This is a genomic window from Psychrobacter sp. DD43, assembly GCF_904846555.1.
In the GTDB taxonomy this organism is placed as follows: domain Bacteria; phylum Pseudomonadota; class Gammaproteobacteria; order Pseudomonadales; family Moraxellaceae; genus Psychrobacter; species Psychrobacter cryohalolentis.
This window is the reverse complement of the sequence record NZ_CAJHBE010000010.1, coordinates 1-24,437: the sequence shown is the minus strand read 5'-3', so window position 1 is coordinate 24,437 and position 24,437 is coordinate 1. Positions and strand designations below refer to the sequence as shown.

Genomic DNA, 24,437 nt, shown 5'->3' with positions numbered 1-24,437 from the left:
GCATTTTTTACCCCAATATTTTCCATTCACCATTGATTTTTTGCAGCTCATAAGCCAAAGGCGCAGGCTCACTTTGACCTTTTAATCTTAGCTCACCTGTGACCGTGGCTTTTGTTTTATCGCTATTGTACTTGGTATCAATAATAGTGACCGCTTCAACCGTCTGCTTAAAGGCAAACTGGGTGTTTTTTAACTCTTCAGCGAAATTCTCCATATCGACTTTATAGTATGACGCTGCTTTCTTAACGTCGCCATAATATAAGGTATCAAGCGCTAGTTTCACCGTATTTTCTGGTGTACCTGCTTCGGTTCGATTGGTTAGTATACTTGGCTCTTTTACAGCCGCTGCGATAGGGCTGATATCTTGACTGACGATGTCGTTATCTGTCTTAGCCGTATCACTGTTAGCTATGCTATCAGTCTTATTAACATCAGCAGTACTATCGACATCATCCGTGCTGTTAACAGTATTTATGGCAGATGAGCCGTCTGTTGTCTCGTCTGCTGGCTGGGTCTCTACCTTGTTATTATCGCTACAACCGCTTATTAATAGTCCAGCACTGAGTAGACCGGTCGCAAAAATCATAGGTAAGCGTTGAGCTGCAAGCTGCTGAGTAGTCATATAAAACCTTAATATTGAGTAATTTAACAATAAGCCATTATGGCAACTATCAGCAGTATGCACTGTCAATTCTCATATTGAGCTTGTTTTGGTTTGGTAAACCAATAATTTATCACACCCTTTTAACCATGTTTGAGTTGGCGAGGACGGAAGCCTGTTGCTAATAATACTCCGCCGTAAACCAGCGCACCGACCACACACATAATCAGCAGCGCAACCAAACGTTGCCACTGTGCCTTGTCGGTTGGAAAGTACGGTAGCATGACATAAAGCACAGCGATCATAGCACTGGTAGAGATTGCAAACTGCGCAAACAGTTTTTTCCAGTGACTGCCAAAACGGAAAATATCACGCTTATGCAAGAAGTAATACAGTAAGCCTGCATTCACAAATGATGCGCCAGTCGTCGCAAGTGCCAGACCGCCATGCAATGGAATCTCAAGGAAGTAAAATATCCCAATGAAGATAACACTAAAGATCATATTAGCAAAAACGGAAATAATACCGATTCTGACGGGCGTACGGATATCTTGACGAGCAAAAAACGCAGGGGCAAAGACTTTTATTAACATAAAGCCTAGGATGCCACCCGCCATGCTTTTTAGCGCAAGCGAACTCATTTGCGCATCACGTAAAGTAAATTCGCCACGTAAAAATAGCGCTTGCATGAGCACGTCAGACAGAATAAACAGTGCTGCCGATGCAGGTACACCGACTAAGATAATTAAGCGAGCTGCCCAATCGATGGTCTTTTTAAAACTGACATCATCTTTTTGGGCTTCACTTTTTGATAGGCTTGGCAAAATGACTGTACCAATTGCCACACCAATTAAACCAAGGGGTAACTCGCTCATACGCTCAGCGGCATATAGCCACGAGACTGAGCCGCCAATCATCAAAGAGGCAAAGATAGTATTTAATAGCAGATTAATTTGAGTAACCGACACCCCAAAGATAGCAGGTAGCATCAGCTTTAATATGCGTCTGACGCCTTCATGCTGGAAGTCGATTTTGGGCATCACCAGTAGTTTTTGTTGGGATAACTGTGGCAATTGCAGTAGGAGCTGTAATAAACCAGCGATAGCGACCGCATAACCTAGCGCCATAATGGGCGTCTCAAACATAGGTGCAAAAACCAGCGCGCCACCAATCATACACAGATTGAGCAATACAGGTGCAAAGGCTGGTGCCGCAAAACGTCCGTAACTTTGTAAAATGCCACTGGCAAAAGCGGTCATGGAAATAAATAATAAGTAAGGGAAGGTGAGGCGCAACAGCTCAGCGGTAATCGCAAACTTATCAGGTTGATCAGAAAAACCGGGCGCAAATAAAGTCACGACCCACGGTGCCATTAAAATAACCACTACGGTAAGCATCGATAAAATTAACATCAGCGCGCCTGACGTGCGACTGACTAATATCTGTACTTCTCGTAGACTATATTTTTCTTTATATTCAGATAAAACAGGTACAAAGGCCTGACTAAATGCGCCTTCAGCAAACAGGCGTCGCAGAAAGTTCGGTATCTTAAAGGCGACCAAGAAAGCGTCCATCAGACCGCCAGCGCCAAAGACGCCTAATAACACAATATCGCGTACCAGACCTAAAATACGCGACAGCATAGTCATACTACTGACTACCATGGTTGAACGAAATAACCGACTTTTTGCCATGAGAACCTATTATGCCAATTTGTTTAGTGATGGTTGCTTGCTGATTTACGAGAGTCAAAAAAACTGTCAGATTATAGCACTTTCATAACCTAGGTAAATGCATTGAATATGGAATATGTATTCTTCTATTTCTTGAGATTTTATCCTCATTGAAGTAAGGTTTAGCCCTCAAGAAGGCGGGCTACCATTTCACGCAATCTTGTCCATTCAAAACAATCACCGGGGTCAGTCTTGCGACCAGGTGCAATGTCACTATGACCAGTCAGATGCCGACGGGTTTTGGGATACGCGTCATAGATTGCGACGATTGCGTTTGCCAATGCTTCATACTGCGCCGCGCTAAAGGGCACAAAATCTGACCCTTCAAGCTCAATGCCAATGCTATAATCATTACACTCAGCTCGACCAAGATAGCTCGACCTGCCAGCATGCCATGCACGCTCGTTAAAATTCACAAACTGCGTCATCGTACCGTCACGCTCGATAAATAAATGTGCGGAAACTTCAGCACCTTTTATCGTCTGAAAATAAGGATGGGCGTCCCAGTCTAACTGATTGGTGAACAAGGCTTTGACGTAGTGGTTGCCATCAGAACCGCACGCGCCAAACTCGTTAGGCGGTAGGCTAATATTGTGAATAACAATTGTATCAATGCGGATATGTTCAGGTCTTTTATTAGTGTTTGGCGATGCAAGCCACGTGGCGGCAGATAATTGACCCTCGTTGATAGTCATTGATGATGCTATAGACATAATGCTCTCTTTTATTGTGGTTATTAATCAGCAGAAGAATGCGTTTTATCGTAAATTTGGTATAAATAAATAGCAAATATATCGTCATTTCAGTATAAACAAGAGAGACGTCAATAATATTTTGCTAAAAGTCTATTGTTACTCATAAATTTTTAATGAGCGTCCATCACGCGATAAGCGTATCACCTTTACAGTGCGAGATTTTACTTATGTCCATACACTCAGTTTCAAATCGTATTGCGCTAGATGGAACGCCAATACAGCTTAGCCGCCGTGCACGTTTGTCATTGGCGATAGCTGGACTGCTGCTAACTGCGCAAGCACAAGCATTTTTACCAACGCCTGCATCACTGGTCACGACTGGTGAGCTTGCGCTTAATACCGATGCCAATACCAATACCAATACCAATAATAACAAGGCTAAAGCCGAAACAGATGCAAATCAGCTGCTAAATCTATGGCGTGAGCAGGCAACGACAAAAAATCTTGCCCAAGATACGACGTGGCGCCGCTTATTATATTTCTCTGATGATAAAAAAGGCTTGTTTGGCAAAAATAAAAACATCAGCACGGTCGATAACGCTCGTTTCTTTTTGAGCTCAAATGGGCGTGAAGATTCAGCTGCTGAGCTTGATGCGATGCTTGTTGCCTTCGCTGATGAGATGGCTAAGACAACCAATAGTGCCAAAGCTAATATTGCCAAAGCTAATAATGCTGCCCAAGCTAGTAATAGTAACTCTGCGCTATGCCGTTTTCCAGCGCGTACGCAGTGGTTGAGCGAGACATTGGGCATTGATAATTCAGCGATGCAGGTAACTTGTCCAGAGCTGACGGCATGGATGCAAAAACTGGCACCTGAGCAGCTGTCTATTATGTTTGCGCAAGAGTACTTAGACAATCCTCAGTCTGCTTTTGCTCATACTTTATTGCGTATCGACTCAAAAGCAAGCGTGGCTGACCCAAGCCAAATTCATCATGCTTATGCGCTAAATGATACGGTCGATGGTGATACCAAGGACAACTTTGTACTGTACACCATCAAATCTATGACGGGTGGCTATAACAATCTGATTGAGATTGACTCTTATCCAAAAAAACTGGCCAATTATCTGCAAGACGATGAGCGTGATGCATGGACGTATCGATTGGACTTGAGCCCAGAGGAAGTACAGCAAATCATACTGCATGTTTGGGAGACCAAAGATGTAAAACTGCCCTATTATTTTACCACCGACAACTGCGCTTCTGAGATTTTGCGCTTGATAGATGTGGTACGCCCAGAGCAGCATTTATTAAGTCAGTTGCCTTATGCCGTTATTCCATCAGACGTGGTACAGCTACTGAATAAAGAAGGTTTGCTTGCCAGCACCAACTATACGCCGGCTGATAGTACCTTACGCCAAGCACAATTGAATAAAGTCAAACAGCAGCGTGATCAGCTCGGCTATTATAACAACCCAAAACAGTCGCTTAATGAGATTAAGTCGGCGCAGCTAAATACGGTTTCGAGTATGTCAGCTGATGGTCAGACGTTACTCAATCATCAGATTACGGTCTCAGATACCAATCCTCTTAATAGACATTCGCTGCAAATGGGACATATTGGCATCGGTCAGCGCGGGGACAACAATTATATCGATCTTGGCATGCGCGCAGGCTATCATGATACCCTTGATAGTCCATCTGGTTTTCCGCAGTTTTTTGATTTAGAAGGTGCAGTGGCGACTTTGCGTTTGTATGACACAGACAATGATAAAGCCAATCAGCCAAAAAGTGTGGTGTTACAGAATTTGACTTTGATTAAAGGGCGTTCTTTTAACCCTGTCAATTCGGCTAAGAAGGGCAAAACTTGGGGCGCGAGTATAGAGGCCACGCGTGTAAACGATGGCTCGCAGCAAGACGGTACCGACCATTTAGTTGGTAGCTTGGGCTATGAGTCTGGTTGGTCATGGGCATTTGGTACGCCTAGTGCAGGTACAGGCGAGATGCCGCCGCAGCTTTGTTATACCTTTTTGGCAGGTACCGCGCAAACGGGGCGTGGTATTAATAAAGGCTTTCGTGTCGGCGCAGGCGTAAACGCTGGCTGTCGTTATCAGATTAACAATCGGTTACGTGCGCAGGCTGAATTGCAATTGCCATATTGGTATCATGGCAGCAGCGACGACTCTAATGTGCGCGGTCATTATTGGCAGCCGATATCAAGCTTAGGGCTACAATACGATATCGATAAAAAACAAGCATTACGTATCAATGCCAATTATGAATGGCAAGATCGCATTGATGCTAATGACGATGTACAGCTGTCATATCGACGTTATTTTTAGCAGCATCTTCAAAGGCAGGCAGGAATTATGATGAATACGCATAATATATTAATTATCGGTCAAGGTGACATTGGATTACCAGTGACCAATAAGCTTGCGCAAGATAGCTTAAATGTCACAGGGCTGGCACGTAATGAGCGACAGCATTACGCACTGGATGATAAAGCTAAATTTATGCAAGCAGATGCGTTGACGCTTAGCGCTGAGCAACTGCAAGACTTTACTCATATTGCTATCATCGTCACCCCTGATGAGTACTCAACCAATGGTTATCACAATAGCTACTTGGCGATTAACCAGCATCTAGCGTTGCTTGCGGATAAACTATCCAATCTTCAGCGCATTGTTTTTATTTCTTCAACTGGCATCTATGGGCAAGATAACGGTGAATGGATCGATAAAGATACCGTGCCGATGCTGCCTAAACGCGAAGCATCACAGGTGATATTGCAAGCAGAGCAAATGCTGAAACAAGGTTTTGATAATAAAACAATTATCATCCGCCCAAGTGGTATTTATGGGCGCGAGCGCTTAATGCGTGTGCGTAAAGCTAAAGAGTCAGAGAAAAAGCCGATAGCAGCTGGCGTGTGGACCAATCGCATTATGGACTCTGATTTGGTCAATATTATCGCCAAAGTACTGACGATAGAGGTACCAAAGCCTGTTTATATTGCAACCGATTATTTGCCAGTGACTTCCTTTACGCTGACCATTTGGCTATGTGAGCAACTGGGTGAAGCGCTGCCAGTACTTGATGATAAGAATAGCGCCATGACCGGAAAGCGCTTGCATAGCAATATTCCGTTAGCGTGGCTGACGTATCCTGATTGGCAAATGGGATATGAAGATATTTTGCGTCATCAGAATTAATAAATTAGCTATAGTGCTCAAATACGTTTTCAAATATATTGTTCATGGATGCTGTTTTATAATAGCACTCACTTAGGGAGATTTCATGACCCAGCCTTTTACTTCTGATGAGGGTTTATTCAGTGTTGATCTTGTGGCAGAGGGTCAGTTTGCAAATAATAATGCGGCGCAATCAGCCGTTTTATTCAGTAGTGACCAGCCTGCGATTGTCCATCCTAATTTTGATCCGACGCAAGTGCCATTAGATCCTGCAAGACCGCTAACGGATATTCCAGAACCAGCGCGACGCTTAAATGGGCAATTACGCCGATTATATGGCAATGCTGCCCGTTTTTATCAGCCTGATAAGGACAGCTTGTCAAAATGGTCGCTTATTGCGTCAGAGGCATTAGCAGAACATTTATCATTACTAAACGCTGCTAAATTGATAGCGCTGCCTGATAGTTTTTATCACAATCAGAGCGAGCAGCCATTAATGTCGTCGTTAAATGAGATGGTTTTACTAGATATGTCAGATATTCAACAAGCAATTCGGGCGTATCCAAGATTGAATCGTTATGGATTTTCAGAGACAGAGAGCGAAGAGAGTGATAAAGATATTAATGCTAAAACCAAAGTATCTGCTGCACTATCTCTGCGCACCCTGACCAAACGCTATAACCCTGATGAGCTTTTAAATAGTATGTATGCTGATGACTGGCACGTAATACTGCAGCCGCAGCAGTTCGAGTTAGGTGAGGGCAGCTTAGCGACTGATATTATGGCGTGTAGCGTTGCTGTTCATGCTTTAAAGCAGTGCAGCCGTCGCAAAAGTATCAACCATAGTTATAGTGCCGCGCAAATTTGCCAGCATATACGCAGCTACTTACTCAGTCAGAGTATCTGTGAGCCTGCTCAGCGGCATGCCTATCGCCAAATTCGAATTTTTGCAGGGCATGTGATCATAGCCGCTCATCATTTGTGCTGGAACATTCAAGTGAGTCGTGATGGTCACTGTTATTTTGACCTCTCTTCACGTTGCGGTCTTCTGACCCGATATCCCAATATGCAAGATTATGATATCAATGGTTGGTCAAGTTAAGCGCCAACGCCTATAATGCGCGTCATGATAATCATTTTTAAACCTTTCTTTTTGTTCATAGGAATTCTCTAATGCCCCATGCCCAATACGCTAACAATGTCCCATTTTCATCTCATGCCTTTATTCAACTGGCGTTAGACAACCAAGTCTTAAAGTTTGGTGAGTTTGTCTTAAAGTCTGGTCGCATTAGCCCGTATTTTTTTAATGCAGGTTTGCTTGCATCAGGTGAGATGTTGTCGCTATTAGCACGTGGTTATGCAGATGCCTTAGCTGAACAGATGGCTGCTACAAATAAGGGTAAAGGCGCACAAGAACTGGTTATCTTTGGTGCGGCTTATAAGGGTATTCCCTTTGTGGCAGCAACCGCACAGGCTTTATGGTTACATCATGGTATCAATGCCAACTGGGGCTACAACCGTAAAGAAGCCAAGACACACGGTGAAGGTGGTAATTTGGTCGGCGCTGACGTCAGTGGCAAGGCGGTTTGGGTATTGGATGATGTGATTACCGCTGGCACAGCGATGCGTGAAGTGGTTGAGATTTTAGAACAAGCTGGGGCGCAGGTTGCCGGTATTATTGTGGCGCTTGACCGTAAGGAAAAAGGCTTAGCTGAGCACTCTGCGATTCAGGAACTGGCGGCAACGTTAAACGTTCCAGTGCGCGCCCTTATTGATATTGATGACTTGATTAGCTATTTAGCAGAGAGCAATGATCCGAACAAAGATGCAACCCAACTTGCAAAAATGCAGCATTACCGTGCTCAGTACGGCGTATAGTTAAGCGCCGTCGTTGCTATAGTTGATCGATTTTAAAGGAGTACAGCATAACTTGAGTTAATAATTCGCAGCCTTTGTCGGCTAGCTACAGCAAGCAAGAAAAATTAATACCAGTAGTGATTGATAATATTTGTATTTCTGTTATTTAGGACTGACTATAGCTATATTGTTGGCATGCTGACATGGGGTTTATGTCCGTTTTATCTATTAATAACACCACGTAAATGAGTCTTCTTATGAGCCTAGAACAGCCAAAAAAATCTTTGAATATACTTGTGATTATGGATCCTATTGAGCAAGTTAATTACAAAAAAGACACCAGTCTGGCGATGATGTGGTCCGCGCAAGATCGCGGGCACACACTGGGCTATTGTCAAATCCATGATTTATGGCTCGATCGTGGACAGCTAATGGTCGATACGCAGTCGGTCACTGTCAAGCGTGATCCTCAAGATTTTTATACATTGGGCGACAAAAAGACGAGCACAGTTAGCGATTTTGATGTGATTTTGATGCGCAAAGATCCACCGTTTGATATGCGCTTTATCTATGCAACTTACCTGCTTGATCATGCCAAAGCCGCAGGTGTACTGGTCGTCAATGACCCACAAGCCATTCGTGATTGTAATGAGAAATTGTTTGCGACGTGGTTTAATGATTATATGAGCCCTACGATTGTGACCAGTAAACAGGCTCACATTCGCAAATTTATCGCTGAGCAGCAAGACGTTATTGTCAAGCCATTAGATGGTATGGGCGGTACGGGTATATTTCGTTTGACTGCTGATAGCCCAAATATTGGCGTGACGCTTGAGATGTTGACTGAGCTTGAAACGCTGCCAATTATGGCGCAGCGTTATCTACCAGAGATTAAAGAAGGTGATAAGCGCGTACTTATTGTCGATGGCACTGTGGTTGACTATACCTTGGCTCGTATTCCAACAAAGGGTGAAACGCGTGGGAATCTTGCCGCTGGTGGTAGCGGTGTAGCCATGCCGCTGACCGATATCGAACGCCAAGTTGCAGAAGTGGTCGCGCCTATTGTCAAAGCAAAAGGGCTGATGTTCGTCGGTTTAGACTTAATTGGCGGACGCATTACGGAAATTAATGTCACCAGTCCAACCTGTGTACGTGAGATTGATGATCAATGTGGTACAGACATTGCGACCGATTTTATCATCGCAATAGAGCGAAAACTTTTAATCTAATAGGCTGCTAAAGTTTGTTAGTTAAATAAGCTGTAAGGATAGAGTAATGTAATGCTCATCTACTGGCACAATGAGTAAAAATAGTTGTGCTAACATAGATCGTTAAAACGTCAGGGAACTAGCGTTTTGATAACGATTTCGCGGTATTTACCAAAGCCAAGTCGCGATTATTCACGGCTTGGATTTTTGTTATTGGTCGGGCAGAAATGACTATATATCAGACCACGATTTACACTATACTATGCGGGCTTTTAAACAGCTCTAATGACCCGATGAGTAAGATGGCTATAGGACAATAAGTCCTTCATATCAATACAAAAAAGATAGGCAGGCGTTTCATGAAGACACCGCACATATTAATGATGGCTGCTGGTACTGGCGGGCATGTATTTCCAGCACTTGCGGTTAGTGAAGAACTGACTAAGCGCGGTGCGGTGATTCATTGGTTAGGCACACCAAACGGTATGGAGAATGGTTTGGTGGCGCCAACCGGTTATCCTTTTCATGCGATTGAGATGCAAGGCTTACGCGGTAAAGGGATTGGGCGTTTGCTTAAAATGCCAGTTACATTGCTTTCTGCGACTATGGCAGTGATCAAAATCATTCGTGGTAATAATATTGATATAGTGGTTGGCTTTGGCGGATATGTCAGCGCACCCGGCGGTATAGCAGCCCGTTTGACCAAGACACCGCTTATTATCCATGAGCAAAATGCCATTGCTGGCATGAGTAACCGCTACTTAGCGAAGATGGCGACCAAAGTCTTGCAAGCGTTTGAAAATACCTTTGGTAATAGTCAGCTTGATGCAAAACTTGAAACAGTTGGTAATCCAGTACGTAATGCGATTACTGGTGTTGCTGAACCTATAGCGCGTTATGATATAAATGACTGCTCAGCATTAAAACTGCTAGTGGTTGGCGGCTCACTGGGTGCACAAGTGCTAAATGAGACCGTGCCAAAAGCACTGGCGTTAATAGAAAGTCCGTTTGAGGTACGTCACCAATGCGGGCGTAATAATGAGGCTGCCACACAAGCAGCTTACGATGAGCAAGATTTGAGTATGCACAAGTTTACCGTACAGCCATTTATCGATGATATGGCAGCGGCTTATAACTGGGCAGATATTATTGTTTGCCGTGCTGGTGCGTTGACCGTTACTGAAATCCAAAATGTGGGTATTGCCGCGATTTTTGTACCATTGCCAAGTGCAGTTGATGACCATCAAACGGCAAATGCGCGGACGTTGACATTACATAAAGCGGCGATTCTATTACCGCAAAATGAATTGACGCCCAAACGCTTGAGTGAAGAGCTTGCAGCCCTTGATCGACCTGCTTGCTTAGAGATGGCAAAAAAAGGTCATACGCTTGCCAATCGCCAAGCCTGCCAACACGTTGCCAATACTATCTGGCAAGCTTTATAGATAAACAAATAAATACCCGATATTTTTGCCTTATTATATTTTATCCGTCTTATAAAAAGAGAAACCCTTATGCCAACCTCTGCTAAAGCCTTAACCAAACGTTTGATTGAAATACCAGAAATGCGCCGTATTCAGCATCTACATTTTATTGGTATTGGTGGTTCAGGGATGTGCGGTATCGCTGAGGTTATGAATAATCAAGGCTATCAAGTCAGTGGTTCTGATATTACTGAGAGCTTAGTGACCAAACGTTTGGCGCAGATTGGTATTGATATTGCTATCGGTCATGATTCCAAAAACATTGCCAATGCTGATGTCATCGTTGTATCGTCTGCCATCGATCGTAGCAATCCCGAAGTAAAAGCAGCACTCGAAGCACGTCTTCCGGTAGTGCGCCGTGCCGATATGCTTGGTGAATTGATGCGTTATCGTCACGGTATTGCTATTGCTGGGGCGCATGGTAAAACCACCACGACCAGTTTGCTGACCACTATGATGGCAGAAGGAAATTTAGATCCTACTTATGTGATTGGCGGTAAGCTTAATGCTTCGGGTAAAAATGCCGCGCTTGGTAGCAGTCGTTTTCTAATTGCCGAGGCTGATGAGTCTGACGCTTCATTCTTGTCATTGCATCCGATGGCGGCGATTGTCACCAATATTGATCAAGATCATATGGAAACTTATGGTAATAGTTTTGATAAATTAAAGGCAGCTTATATTCAGTTTTTACAAAACATGCCGTTTTATGGTTTGGCAGTGGTCTGCGGTGATGATCCTGAGCTGTACGCGATGATTGATGATATTGGGCGTCCAGTATTGACCTTTGGTCTTGAGCCATTTAATGATGTACAAGCCGTTGATTTGGTCACCGAAGGTACAAAAACCCATTTTACAGTACTACGTCGTGATCATGAGCCATTGCGTCTGACACTGAATATTCCGGGCGTGCATAATGTCTACAATGCGCTTGCAGCCATTACTATGGCGACTGACGAAGGCGTGGATGATGCGGCAATTACCCGTGCGCTACAGAAGTTTGAAGGGGTTGGTCGTCGTTTTGAGCAACATGCCTCTGTGGAGATAGATGATGGTAATGTGCTGCTGATTGATGATTATGGTCATCATCCAAAAGAAGTTGATGCCACCATCAAAGCGGCGCGTCAAAGCTTCCCTGAGCGTCGCTTAGTGATGATGTTCCAGCCTCATCGTTACAGCCGTACCCGTGACTGCTTCGATGATTTTGTCGAAGTACTCTCAAGTGTTGATGAGTTATTATTGTTGGATGTCTACTCTGCTGGTGAAAGCCCTATTGCCGGTGCGGACACTAAAGCCTTAGCACGTAGTATACGTTTGCGCGGTGCCGTCGAGCCAACGATAGTGGATAAAGATAATATTGCCCCTGTCATGCAGCGATTATTGAAAGCAGGTGATATGCTGATCACCCAAGGCGCGGGTAATGTCGGGCAAATAGCTATCGATCTCGCCGCGAATAATCTTTATATCAAATAAGCCTTAGAAGCCTTAGAAGCCTTAGAAGCATTGCTTTAAAAATATTAGGAGCACTAACGATGACCATGAATAATACTAAAGAAAATAATAATATTGATGAAGATGGCGTTAATGTTGAGCAAAACCCTACAGATAACAGTAACAACAACATTAAAGGCAATGTTCAAAATAACGCTGCCCCTATTATCAATCCAGAAACAGCTTTAGCAGCTGCTGCACAAGCAGAGCAGGATAAAGTAAATAACAATAGCCAAAGCGCTAATACGTTACCCGCTATTAAAGAAAGTAAAGTAAAAGAGGCGAATGAGTTTGGTAGAGTTGCTGTCATTTACGGTGGGAATAGTAATGAGCGTAGCGTGTCTTTAGACAGCGGTGCAGCTGTATTGCAAGCACTACAAAACCAAGGGGTTGATGCCACGCATTTTGATCCTAAGCATCAAGACATTACTGAACTACGTCAGTATGATCGTGTATTTAATGTCTTACATGGTCGGGGTGGCGAAGATGGTCTGCTGCAAGGCGTGCTACAGTGGTTTGATATTCCTCAAACCGGCTCAGGTATTTTAGCGTCAGCACTTGGTATGGATAAAGTACGTACCAAACAGCTGTGGCAAGGCTGCGGATTATCGACTGCACCGTTTTCATTGCTAACCGCTGATACCGACTGGCAGCAGGTGGTTAATATGTTAGGACTACCACTGATTATCAAGCCTGTTCATGAAGGCTCAAGCATTGGTATGACTAAGGTTAATAACCTTGATGAGCTTCCTGCTGCCTATGCAACCGCCGTACAATGTGGCGATGTAGTGATGGCGGAGCGCTGGATAACTGGTCGCGAGTTTACTATCGTTATCATTGATGATGAAGCTTATCCTGTCATTCGCTTAGAGCCTGCGGATATCACCAATTTTTATGATTTCGAAGCCAAGTATAATCGTAACGATACCAGCTACTATATCCCTTGTGGTTTAAGTGCTGCGGATGAAAAGCATTTGCAAGATCTAAGTTTATCGGCGTTTCGTGCCGTTGATGCAAAAGGCTGGGGACGTATCGATGCGATGCAAGACGAAGCGGGCAACTTTTGGCTACTTGAGATTAATACCGTACCGGGCATGACCAGTCATAGTTTGGTACCAATGGCAGCCAAAGCTCGTGGCATGGATTTCGAGAGCTTGTGCTGGCATATTTTGGCGCAAACGGTGTAACACTTTATTAAATAAGTCACTGCCTATATAAAACAAGCTGTTCTTAGTAATTATACAAGAGTGATTATTTCAATAAATGAGGTATTTAAACTATTTATCATTGTTGAATAGTAGCTTCTCATTATTCGTAATGTATCGCTATAGCTGCTATACCACAGCTTCGTGTAAACTTGTGTAAATTCGTTAGTAGTAGTAGGGGTTAGGCTATTGTTTGAAGGTAAAATGCGTTAATATTGTAACTATCTAGTGGTTTTGGTGATAGTTATGCAACGCTTTGGTAAGTACTTCATTAAATAAGAGAAATGTTACATTTAAAGGCCGATAAGCACACTTTATATTGCCATTTAAAGTTACGAATTGATAGCATATCTATTAAGTAGATTTTACGTCTATTAAAGTGATAAGCGCTTTTGCATAAATAAAAAAGATCATCGATTTACGTAAATATGAATCGAATGTATGAAATATACAGATTATTTTGATTAAATATAGGGACGAAGTTTAATATGGCTCAAACTGTCAATGACGTCGCTGACTTGATGAGTGATAAAACCCGTCACCCAAAATCAAACTTTCAAGTACCCACTGCGGTTAGATACTTTTTTACCGTATTGGTGCTTGGGTTATTAGTGCTGATATTGATAATGGGCGGTAAGGCTTTACGTGACGCACCTCCAGCAGCTATTCATGTCGATCATCAAGGATTGACGGTTGCCGAATATCGGGCGCTACAGCATGTTATGAATCAGCAAAGTGTGAGTAGCTTTTTCACCTCTGATTTGCAAGTGCTGAGAGATATTACCACTGGTTTGGCTTGGGTTGATCAGGTCAGTATTAGTCGTGACTGGCAAAAAGGTATTGTGGTTACCGTATTGCCTAAGCAAGCAGTGGCAAATTTTGGTACTGAGCGTCTAGTGGATGCAACAGGCAATGTGTTTGTCCCTGCTGATAGTAGAGATTTAACGCAAGAGAACTTTGCAACTTTGCAAGGCAATATGACTCAAGCGCCGGTTATTATGCAACAGATGCAGCAAGTCAATGACTGGTATGCTCCGCTTGGCTTACAAGTTGAAGATATTATTTTGTCGCCAAGAATGACGTGGCTGATTCGTTTTGATAATGGGTTACGTATTATCGTTGATAATGAGAATACGGCGCAAAAGTTACTGAATTTAAGCCAGCTGCTGGGTAATCAGTTAAAAAACCGCCGTGATGAGATACAATCAGTAGATCTTCGTTACAAAAATGGATTTACGATTGCATGGAATATAGCAGTGCCAAAAGATAATGACACACCCGTAAACGAAAAACCATCAACTGAAGCACCTCTATAAGTAATATATAAAGTAGCCAACACGCTAAACTTGTCTGCTTTATTTTTTATACAGAGTATACATACGCTATTATCAGCTGATAATAGACTTATTTTAATGATTTAATGGAGACATCATTTGTTCTCCTGTTTAGCGATAATTTGTCTGGTACCATGAAAAATACTGAAAATTTGGTTGTTGTCCATTTAAGTGCCACGGCAGTTTATGTCGTCATTGGTAGTGTTGTGTCTGCAAAAGACATCCGTATTATGGGTGTGGGACAAGTTAAGAATAGCGACTTTTATCAAGGTCAAATCAAGCATCGCGAACGCTTACAAGGTGCTATCAAACAGGCTATTCAAGAAGCGGAAGATACCGCTAATTGCCGTGTGCATAGTGTCTGGCTTACGCTGGCAACTCCTGAGCTATTGAGCAAAAATAGTGCGGGCGATGTTAGAGTAGAAGATGAATTCGTTCGTGCTAAAGATATGGTGCAAGCACTCTCAAATGCCAAATCGCAAGATTTGTCATCTGACTATTATTTGATGCATTGTTGTCAGCAAGGTATTTATATCGATAATCAAGAGTTTATGGTTGATGATGCCATTGATATGGTGGCGCACAATATAGCTGTGATGTATCACATGATGATGATGCCAGTTGCTGGTCGTCAAAATATCCAAAAACTATTGCAAAGCTGTGATGTGGGTATTGATCATATTGTCTTCGATGCGGTAACCAGTGCCGAATATAGCTTGATGAGCGAAGAGCGCCAACAAGGCGTTTGCTTAGTAGATATAGGTGCCAGCACCACAAGTATTTGCGTTTATAAAGAAAACAAGCTGATTTTTACCCATTGTATCGCAACGGGTAGCCATGAAGTGACGATGGATATTTCGGCAGACGTTGGTATTTCGATGATAGAGGCTGAAAAGCTGAAAAAATCGCATGGTACAGTGGATGTGAACAGCGTAGATCCAAGCTCATTTTTCCTGTTTAAACCCCAAGGGTCAGGTGATGAAATCAACATTGGTATCTATAACCTTGCGCGTATTATCGAAGCCCGTTACGTGCAGATTTTCACTGAGGTAGTACGCCAGTTACATGAAGCGGACTTATTAGGCTATATTGATAAGGGCATTGTGCTCACAGGTGGCGGTAGTGCGATTAAAGGCATGATACCGTTTGCGAAAAAACTATTAAAAATGCCAGTGGTATTAACCAATACGCATCCTGCGATTAGTGCTTATAATCATTTTGATAATGATGAATCCTTTAAGCAGCTGAATCTTCAGGTTAATGATCGGGCTTATCAAACGGCATTTGGTACACTATTATATAGCCAAAGCGAGCAGTTTCGGCGCAGTGAAAAAAGCGAGCCTGAAGCGATTCAAAAAAATCGTGTGACGGGTGTTTTTCAAAGTGCTGGTCAACGTTTTGCCAGTGTACTGAAAAAGATATTATAATTGTCCTGTAATCTTGCTGAAAATCTATTTACCCAATTAGATAAGCGGTTTGTCAACTAGACCAAGCAAGCATATTAAAAGCAATACCCTGTATAATAACGGCATATCTTGGTTAAGCATTACTATTTAAGCCATGGCCCTGTTTTAATCAAATACATTTATATATAGTAAGTCGATAGCGCGCCATATGCGTGTGTTACCACGTATCGACCATCACGCTATCTGCAACTGGAGAAACTTTTTTATGTCAAAATACACCATGCCAGATGATAATCAGCTTCAAAATAATGGCCAAGCAAGCTTCACTGTATTCGGTGTAGGCGGCGGCGGCGGTAATGCAGTTGAACATATGGTACAGCAAGGGATTAGAGGTGTAACATTCGTCTGTGCCAATACGGACAAACAGGCGCTTGATCGTTTGACCGCACCGCATAAGCTACAACTTGGCGCAAAAACCAACCGTGGTCTTGGTGCAGGAGCGAATCCAGAAGTGGGTCGTGAAGCAGCAGAAAGTGACGAAGAAGCAATTCGTGCACTGCTTGAGCATTCAGATATGGTCTTTATCACCGCTGGAATGGGTGGTGGTACGGGTACGGGTGCTGCACCAGTCGTAGCGCGTATTGCCAAAGAAATGGAAGTATTGACCGTTGCTGTAGTCACCACGCCGTTCAAATTTGAAGGCGGCAAACGTATCAAGGCTGCCAAAGCGGGTATCGAGCAGCTGACTAACTTTGTAGATTCTATCATTACGATTCCAAATGATAAGTTGATGAGTGTCTACGGCAACATCTCTATGCAAGATGCGTTTAAAAAAGCAGATGATGTGCTATTGCATGCAGTCCAAGGTATTGCAGAGACCATCGCTAGCGAAGGTATGATCAACATTGACTTTAACGATATCCGTACCGCAATGACCGCTAAGGGCCATGCGATGATGGGTATCGGTCGTGCCAGCGGTGATGATCGTGCGCGTCAAGCGACTGAAAAAGCCATCAGATCGCCACTACTTGATGATTTGCGCTTAGAGAATGCCAAAGGCTTACTCGTCAACGTGATTTCATCTGAATCCTTATCTCTAGATGAGATGAGCAAGATCAGTGTGATCGTCGAAGAAATTACTGATATCGATGAAGCGCATATCTTCTATGGCTCAGTGATTGATGAAAAAATGGGCGACGACTTGCATGTGACGGTTATTGCAACTGGTTTAACCTTAGATGAAAACGCTGGTGAAGAGCCTGAAGTGGTGGAGCAATCTGTGCCTTCTGTAAATAGTACGCAACCTGTTGATCCAAACTTTCATACTAGTGCCTTGAACAGTCAAAAACAGTCTCAAGCTCAGTATCAAGAAAACCCAATTCGCTCTAATACTGTGCCTGAACAGACTAAAACTAAGACCAATAGCATTCAAGATTATCTAAAGCGTCAGCAGAACAAATAGATATCATTCATATAAATATTGCTCTCTAAAAAAGCCAGTGTTCAAACGCTGGCTTTTTTGTGCCTATTCATAATCTCTGCTATTCACCAACTACTTATATATTGATTATTCCTATTTGTCAGAAAATGTTACCTACTCATACCAATTTAGGCGGTATTTTCAAGAGATGAAGCCTTTCAAAGCCCGATGTTTCATAATCGTCTGTTGGTGATTGCGACTAAACAGTCACCGATAATAATGCTTCGATAAGTGTTATCAATCAAAGAGATAGGTAAATTAACGCTTTTTATCGCTAGCGAACAGGGTTCGGGTAATGATACACTATGGCAATTGTAACAAAATATGTGAGAAGACAGCCATGAATCAACGAACCATAAAAACAGCAATTGCTGTTACAGGTACTGGTCTTCATAGTGGTCAACCTGTTGATTTAGAATTTTATCCGCAACCAATCGATACTGGAATCGTCTTTGAGCGTTCTGATATTACTGGCAGCACGCCAATTCCTGCCAGTGCCTTTTTGGTGCAAGATACCATGATGTCATCTAATCTGGTGTTTGGTGGTACACGTGTCGGCACGGTTGAGCACTTGCTCAGCGCGATAGCGGGACTTGGCGTTGATAATCTATTAATTCGTGTATCAGCATCAGAAATACCTATTATGGATGGCAGTGCTGCGCCTTTTGTAGGACTGTTATTGCAAGCAGGTTTTTGCGAACAGGATGCTTCAAAGAAATTTATCAGGATTGTACGTACTGTACGTGTCAAAATTGACGATAAATGGGCAGAGCTACGTCCTTATAATGGATTTGAGCTTAATTTCGAGATTGATTTTGATCATCCTGCGATTGATAAAAACTTTCAGCATGCCCAATTGCAGTTTTCAACCCAAAACTTCATTGAGCAGCTGAGTTCAGCACGCACTTTTGGTTTTTTACGTGATATTGAAGCCATGCGTCAGAACAATCTGGCATTAGGCGGTAGCATGGACAATGCGATTGTTATCGATGAAAGTAATATTTTGAACGAAGAAGGTCTGCGTTTTAATGACGAATTTGTTCGTCATAAAATTCTAGATGCACTTGGTGATTTATATCTGATTGGATATCCGATTTTGGGTCGTTTTAATGCTTATAAATCCGGTCATGCTTTAAATAACTTATTGGTACGTGAGATTTTATCTGACCATAATAACTTTGAAATTGTAACTTTTGATGACAATGTAACATGTCCTATCGAATATTTACCTTTGAACGGTATAACTGTCGAAGGATGAATACAGGAATATACACGAAGTATCGAAACATTTACGCAATATTACATAAAATGGTTATAAGTAGAGTGAAATAATATTCATTTAAGTGGATATATATTTCTTTATTTTATGATAACTTGCCTGTATAGTAGATGAGATAAAAGCTGTAGCGAATAGCAAAATCATTTGTCAGTGAGGTTCACAATGTGAATGCCACTGACAGATGATTTTTTTTGTTTTTGAAATTACAAAAACCCAGCCTGAATCGTATCATTTACCAGATTAGTTTACATAACTTTACATTATCTGCAGGGGTTTTTTACGGATTTATAAGGCGTAATAGTGCTTTTTTGAGGTTTTCATCAGTGGTGACATGCTCTGCTGCCTGTGATATAGTCCGCTTTGTGTTTTGGCTAAGAGCCTGATTTTCATGGGCTTTAACGGACATTGAGCGTGATGCTGACAAGCCTGATGATGATTTAGAATAATTATTATTGGTAGATTTATTGGCTATGACGACGCGAATTTGCTTGAGTTGTTTAAATGTAATTGACTGCTCTTTTAACACTTGCAAATATGCGCTCTGCAAATAGCGAATATGATTGGCAGCAGTGACTGATTCGACACTGAGTGTCAATTGCTCAGACGTTAAGCCTACGACCCAGCAGTTATTGAGGATTTCCTCAGGTAGACAATCTACCAAAAGCGCTTTTATTTCAGTGGTCGCTTGCACATATAAACGCATACTATCAGATAGGCTTTGAGGTAGCGCACTACCAGCAAAAGCTTGATGATCGATAAGAGTGGCAAGGCGGTTAGGGTTTTTTTTGGACATCGTAATGACTCATCTAATAGGTGAAAAATCGATACTCATAATAAACATGCTCTAAACGCTCATTTTTAAAGCAAGGTATGACGTAGCAAACGATTTATGTAGTAGATGATTAAGCTGCTAATGATATCAGCATCAGCTACTTAAGAAGTAAAAGAGCGATTGTACTAAATATTTTATCATGTTTATTTCATGATTATATTCTCTAAACTAATTCATGCTTTGTCACGGATGACGAGCAATTCTGTTTTCACAATAGGTAGTAAATTTATGAAACAAGCTTTATTAATTTTATCAGTATTGGGAATGGGCGTAGCACAGACAAGTGGTGCTGCCGAAACAACCTTTCAATCAAATAATACCTTGAGTCATACCATCACCAATATCACTACTTCTGCGAACTACGGTTCTAGTCGTAACATCTACAGCACCAACAGCGGTGCATATGTTTCTAGCAACGATGAAATCAGCCAAGCAATTGATAATTTAAGCGCGCATGCAAAACAAAAAGAATATCAGCTTGCTTCGCTAACCAATCGTTTGTCTTATGAGCAACGTCAGCAGAAAGTAAGTTCAGTGCCAGATCGTTATTCGGCGCCTGCTATTGCAGCAGCGAATGCTTCACGAGTCGCTTTATCTAGTAGCACAGGCTATTGCGCTCGTTATGTCCGTAAAGCGTTACAATCAGCGGGCTACGAATTCACGCCTAATCCTTCAGCGTATCAATATGCGTCTCGCGGCACACTGTCACAAGCGGGTTTTACTAAAATCAGTAATAACATGGAACCACAGGTTGGTGATGTGGTTGTTTATGACCGTACCTCAAGTCGTCCTCATGGCCATATTCAAATATTTGATGGTAATGACTGGGTGTCTGACTTCCGTCAAAACAGCATCAGCCCATATAGCGGTCATTACAACTATACGACGTGGCGCGATGCTAGATACGTCGATGATGCTTCAGATCGTGGTATCTACCTAGCTATGGCTGACAAATAAGTATCAGTTAAGCGCTCTCTCCGGACTCAGTAATGCTCTTTATGACATTACTGAGTTTTTTTATGTCTCAAATAAGGCTTGCTATTAAGTTGATATTTTTACTTGGCAAGGGCGAATAGCCTATCAAATGGTGTCCAATACTGACGATTATGAAAGTCGGGTGGCGAGGCATGTTTGGGTGCAAAGTATAGAATCGTAGCGCCAAAGGATAAAATAACACAAGGATGTATGTATTTGATAAGGGCATCATTACTGTAATCTGACTTACGATTCAATGACGTCGATGAATCTAGTGGCATTCTAAAGCTGCGTTGGTAGTGATAAGGTTCATGCGTTGATATTGGGTAGTCTATTAGCAGTTTCGGGTTGTTACCGTCTATCCAATCGATAGCAGCACGTGTCTGTCCGTCAGCGTATATAAGAGGTCTTGGCGGTAGTGTTGTAGGAGAACGATAGCTGTCAAACTGATAAAGCGCATACGGACCTTCAGGACTGGCATTGATTTCAATATAGGACATTGTCATATTGGTTTTGGAGGACTTATCACTATCTTCTGAACGGCTACTTATTAAAGAACCTGCTAAAAAGCACTCAAGGCAGGTTTGTTCCCACAGATAATCCTTAAAGCCTACTTTATCTGCTTGCCACTTTGGCCAAGCTAATAGAGCAGCTAAAGATTCAGTGGGCAACGTCATACGATATTCTAGCTGCAAATAAGCTTCTGGCTGCGCTACAAGCGTTGCGCTTACCTGTACGCTAATTTGCTGTAAAGCTTCTGGCGTCACGCCAAGTTGCTGCGCATCTTCTGCTAAGGTTTCAGTTGCTAGATATAAATCAAAACTATGGCTCATTATCTTATTATCTCAAAAAGTATTAGCATCATAAAACATGATATAGCTGCTAACGAATATCGCATGTTAAATAGTGAACTATAAATGACATAAAAGCCGCGAGCAAAGTTGCATCGCGGCTTTTATTATTCACCGTCATCATCTGTCTAAAAATAAATCAGCAGGCTATTTTAAACCACTTTATATACAACAGACGATATAAACTTAGCAAGTAATGAGGCATTACACATTACGAGCAAGATTTGAAAGCTTAGGATTGGCATTTGGGTTTTTGCGTAGCAATAGCGCCATACGACCAATTGAGTGAATCAAAGTTGCCTTTGCAGTAGCAGCAAGCTCAGCGCCGATGACATCACGCTCTTCCTTGGTACCAGCAGGCAATTTTACTTTAATCAGTTCATGATCTGATAAGGCGCGATCAATCTCTTCAGTAATGCTTGGCGTAACACCTTTATTGCCAATCATGACAATCGGTTTCAAATCATGACCAATGCCTTTTAAGCGTTTGATGGTTGCGTTATCAAGTTGCATAGAATTCCTAGGGGTTGGTAAAAACAAAATATAATAAAATTTAGAGCAATTCATGACCATTATAATTAATCTATGATCATCTTGCATGAGATCAGCAGGATTTTGCACGATTTTACGTGATGAAAATGTTAAACTGCCATTATGGGTACATTATAAACGCTACGCTCTTATAAAGCAGTGTTTTCACTAAGAAAAATTAACGGTTTAGCCTTTTGAAGCTAATAAATAGCTTGATAGTATTGAAAATCATAGTTAATAGTGTTTTTGATTGCATGGTTGTAGAAAGTAATATAAAGCAAAAAGTATATTAAGACATTAGTTAATAAATACATATGCGCATATAGAAAAGCACGTTATAGGAGCAGGAATTTTGGCCACACGTATTGAAAACAAAAAATTGTCAAAGAGCAGTAGTGCTTGGATGAAAGAGCACATTGATGATCACTATGTGCAAAAGGCCCAAAAAGATGGCTACCGTGCTCGTGCTGCTTATAAATTATTAGAAATAAATGAAAAAACCAATCTGATCAAAAAAGGTATGACCGTTGTTGATTTGGGTAGTGCCCCTGGCAGCTGGTCTCAAGTGGCTGGTCACTTGGTTGGGGAAAAAGGTATCTTGATTGCCTCTGATATTTTGCCGATGGATACCTTGCCGGAGGTTACCTTTATCCAAGGTGACTTTCGCGAGCCAGAAGTGTTTGACCGTATCATGGCTGAGGTTGGTGATAAACAAGTTGATGTGGTGCTGTCTGATATGGCGCCCAATACAGCAGGTAATAGTGCCATTGACCAGCCGCGTATGATGTACTTATGTGAGCTGGCGGTCGATTTCGCGCTGGCAACCTTACCAGAAGGTGGCGCGCTTATTATGAAAGTGTTTCAAGGCGAGGGTACACAAGAATTACGCAAGCAGATGCAGGCGGATTTTAGTAAAATCCGTAGTATTAAGCCTGGTGCTTCTAGACCGCGCTCAAAAGAGATATTTTGGATCGCAATTAAGTAATATGAAATGAAACTCTCACCTCAAAATTAGCCAGTTAAAATCATTGAATGAAAACGGCTACAATCGTTAACTGAATAAATGGGAATGCTGCTTGAATTATTCAGGTTAATACCACATATCATGATATATTAACTTTGTTTGAAATCAACTCTTAAGCATTTTTCTAAGTGCTTATATGATATTTTTAGCAAAGTCGTCTGACAGTAAGCGCCTTATAAACTCAGTTATTTATCGTTATTGCGCGGCTTATTTCTCTAATAAAAAAATAAGGTTGTTTTATACCTTAGATTTGCAATGAGAAATGATAATTCGCCAATAGACCTTGAATAGCGAGACATACGTTTATATATAGACGTCACGTGTTTAGTAAACACACCAATAAGTATGGGATGGGAATAACTAGTGAGCGACATGGTAAAAAATACCTTATTGTGGCTGGTGGTAATCGGCGTTTTAGTGCTGGTGTTTAGTGGCTTTGATAAATCATCTGAGCCCGATAACCTTAACTACTCTGAATTTGTGACCGCTGTGTCAGAAAATCAAGTAGCCAGTGTTGAGATCGATGGCGAGCAAATCACCGGCGAGAAGAAAAATGGTTCTGAATTTGAAACCATTCGTCCAGCTGTGATGGATGACGAGCTGATGCCATTGCTGCGTGAAAATAAAGTTGAAGTCCAAGGCACTGCACCGAAGCGCCAAAGCGTATTGATGCAATTGCTGATAGCCAGTTTCCCAATTTTGCTGATTATTGGTCTGTTTTTATTCTTTATGCGTAATATGCAAGGCGGCGCTGGCGGTAAAGGCGGTGGACCGATGAGCTTTGGTAAATCAAAAGCCAAAATGCTAACCGAAGACCAAATCAAAGTGAATTTTGAAGACGTTGCTGGTTGTGAAGAAGCCAAAGAAGAAGTCGTGGAAGTCGTCGAGTTCCTACGAGACCCTGATAAATTTACCAAGCTTGGGGCGACGATTCCACGCGGTATCTTGATGGTAGGTCCTCCAGGTACGGGTAAAACGCTATTAGCAAGAGCTATTGCTGGTGAAGCTAAAGTACCTTTCTTCTCGATTTCAGGTTCTGACTTCGTTGAGATGTTCGTCGGTGTTGGTGCGTCACGTGTCCGTGATATGTTTGAGCAGGCGAAGAAAAGCGCGCCATGTATTATCTTTATTGATGAGATTGATGCTGTCGGTCGTCATCGTGGTTCCGGTATGGGCGGCGGTAATGATGAGCGTGAGCAGACATTGAACCAATTATTGGTTGAGATGGATGGATTTGAAGGCAACGAAGGTGTTATCGTCATT

At 42.2% G+C, this 24,437-nt stretch carries 21 protein-coding genes; 15 read left to right on the top strand and 6 right to left on the bottom strand.

Going from position 1 to position 24,437, the window contains the following annotated elements:
- Positions 1-7 precede the first annotated feature (7 nt).
- The 3 genes from JMX89_RS07010 to ampD all read right to left on the bottom strand — a co-directional run bounded on the left by JMX89_RS07010 (position 8) and on the right by ampD (position 3,047).
- On the bottom strand, positions 8-622 hold the full coding sequence (locus JMX89_RS07010; protein ID WP_133104722.1) for a hypothetical protein: 615 nt from the start codon (positions 620-622) through the stop codon (positions 8-10).
- Between the two features lie 122 nt (positions 623-744).
- Positions 745-2,295, bottom strand: a complete 1,551-nt coding sequence (gene murJ, locus JMX89_RS07005; protein WP_201531118.1) for a murein biosynthesis integral membrane protein MurJ — start codon at positions 2,293-2,295, stop codon at positions 745-747.
- Between the two features lie 161 nt (positions 2,296-2,456).
- Positions 2,457-3,047 (bottom strand): 1,6-anhydro-N-acetylmuramyl-L-alanine amidase AmpD, encoded by a 591-nt coding sequence (gene ampD / locus JMX89_RS07000; RefSeq protein WP_201531116.1) that lies wholly within the window; start codon positions 3,045-3,047, stop codon positions 2,457-2,459.
- A gap of 209 nt (positions 3,048-3,256) precedes the next feature.
- Between ampD and JMX89_RS06995 the strand changes: the two genes are divergently transcribed.
- From JMX89_RS06995 to lpxC, 12 genes are all read left to right on the top strand, one after another.
- Positions 3,257-5,371, top strand: coding sequence for a DUF4105 domain-containing protein (locus JMX89_RS06995; RefSeq protein ID WP_227673039.1), 2,115 nt, complete (start codon positions 3,257-3,259; stop codon positions 5,369-5,371).
- 30 nt (positions 5,372-5,401) lie between these two features.
- Entirely contained in the window at positions 5,402-6,241 is an 840-nt protein-coding gene (locus JMX89_RS06990; protein WP_133104719.1) for an SDR family oxidoreductase, read from the top strand.
- An 85-nt stretch (positions 6,242-6,326) separates the two neighbouring features.
- Positions 6,327-7,322: a hypothetical protein gene (locus tag JMX89_RS06985; protein ID WP_201551251.1), complete on the top strand. Its 996-nt coding sequence runs from the start codon at positions 6,327-6,329 to the stop codon at positions 7,320-7,322.
- A gap of 71 nt (positions 7,323-7,393) precedes the next feature.
- Positions 7,394-8,098, top strand: a complete 705-nt coding sequence (gene pyrE / locus JMX89_RS06980) for an orotate phosphoribosyltransferase (RefSeq protein ID WP_201551249.1) — start codon at positions 7,394-7,396, stop codon at positions 8,096-8,098.
- A 236-nt stretch (positions 8,099-8,334) separates the two neighbouring features.
- Positions 8,335-9,306 carry a glutathione synthase gene (gene gshB / locus JMX89_RS06975; RefSeq protein WP_201551247.1) on the top strand — a complete coding sequence of 324 codons (972 nt, stop codon included), beginning with the start codon at positions 8,335-8,337 and terminating at the stop codon, positions 9,304-9,306.
- A 338-nt stretch (positions 9,307-9,644) separates the two neighbouring features.
- The gene (murG, locus tag JMX89_RS06970; protein WP_201551245.1) at positions 9,645-10,730 is read left to right on the top strand and encodes an undecaprenyldiphospho-muramoylpentapeptide beta-N-acetylglucosaminyltransferase; all 1,086 of its coding nucleotides are present in this window, start codon (positions 9,645-9,647) and stop codon (positions 10,728-10,730) included.
- 69 nt (positions 10,731-10,799) lie between these two features.
- Positions 10,800-12,239 (top strand): UDP-N-acetylmuramate--L-alanine ligase, encoded by a 1,440-nt coding sequence (gene murC / locus JMX89_RS06965; protein WP_011514348.1) that lies wholly within the window; start codon positions 10,800-10,802, stop codon positions 12,237-12,239.
- A gap of 59 nt (positions 12,240-12,298) precedes the next feature.
- Positions 12,299-13,444: a D-alanine--D-alanine ligase gene (locus JMX89_RS06960; RefSeq protein ID WP_227673038.1), complete on the top strand. Its 1,146-nt coding sequence runs from the start codon at positions 12,299-12,301 to the stop codon at positions 13,442-13,444.
- Between the two features lie 506 nt (positions 13,445-13,950).
- Entirely contained in the window at positions 13,951-14,778 is an 828-nt protein-coding gene (locus JMX89_RS06955; protein ID WP_201551243.1) for a cell division protein FtsQ/DivIB, read from the top strand.
- Between the two features lie 152 nt (positions 14,779-14,930).
- Positions 14,931-16,223, top strand: coding sequence for a cell division protein FtsA (gene ftsA / locus JMX89_RS06950; protein WP_201551241.1), 1,293 nt, complete (start codon positions 14,931-14,933; stop codon positions 16,221-16,223).
- A gap of 244 nt (positions 16,224-16,467) precedes the next feature.
- Entirely contained in the window at positions 16,468-17,664 is a 1,197-nt protein-coding gene (gene ftsZ / locus JMX89_RS06945) for a cell division protein FtsZ (protein ID WP_201551239.1), read from the top strand.
- A gap of 358 nt (positions 17,665-18,022) precedes the next feature.
- Complete coding sequence (lpxC, locus tag JMX89_RS06940) at positions 18,023-18,940, top strand: UDP-3-O-acyl-N-acetylglucosamine deacetylase (protein ID WP_201551237.1); 918 nt, start codon at positions 18,023-18,025, stop codon at positions 18,938-18,940.
- A 298-nt stretch (positions 18,941-19,238) separates the two neighbouring features.
- Here lpxC and JMX89_RS06935 read toward each other — a convergent pair whose 3' ends face one another.
- Complete coding sequence (locus JMX89_RS06935) at positions 19,239-19,754, bottom strand: DciA family protein (RefSeq protein ID WP_201531100.1); 516 nt, start codon at positions 19,752-19,754, stop codon at positions 19,239-19,241.
- Positions 19,755-20,021: 267 nt separating this feature from the next.
- Here JMX89_RS06935 and JMX89_RS06930 point away from each other — a divergent pair, with 267 nt between their 5' ends.
- The gene (locus tag JMX89_RS06930; RefSeq protein WP_011514341.1) at positions 20,022-20,750 is read left to right on the top strand and encodes a CHAP domain-containing protein; all 729 of its coding nucleotides are present in this window, start codon (positions 20,022-20,024) and stop codon (positions 20,748-20,750) included.
- Positions 20,751-20,848: 98 nt separating this feature from the next.
- Here the strand turns inward: JMX89_RS06930 and JMX89_RS06925 are convergent, their stop codons facing one another.
- Positions 20,849-21,601, bottom strand: a complete 753-nt coding sequence (locus tag JMX89_RS06925; protein WP_201531099.1) for a DOMON-like domain-containing protein — start codon at positions 21,599-21,601, stop codon at positions 20,849-20,851.
- A 222-nt stretch (positions 21,602-21,823) separates the two neighbouring features.
- Positions 21,824-22,132 (bottom strand): YhbY family RNA-binding protein, encoded by a 309-nt coding sequence (locus JMX89_RS06920; protein ID WP_011514339.1) that lies wholly within the window; start codon positions 22,130-22,132, stop codon positions 21,824-21,826.
- 370 nt (positions 22,133-22,502) lie between these two features.
- On the opposite strand from JMX89_RS06920, the gene JMX89_RS06915 reads away from it, so the two are divergent.
- Together JMX89_RS06915 and JMX89_RS06910 are read left to right on the top strand one after the other, a co-directional pair.
- On the top strand, positions 22,503-23,135 hold the full coding sequence (locus JMX89_RS06915; RefSeq protein WP_201531098.1) for an RlmE family RNA methyltransferase: 633 nt from the start codon (positions 22,503-22,505) through the stop codon (positions 23,133-23,135).
- Positions 23,136-23,537: 402 nt separating this feature from the next.
- Positions 23,538-24,437: ATP-dependent metallopeptidase FtsH/Yme1/Tma family protein (locus tag JMX89_RS06910; protein ID WP_201551235.1), on the top strand; the 900-nt coding region annotated here is incomplete at its 3' end.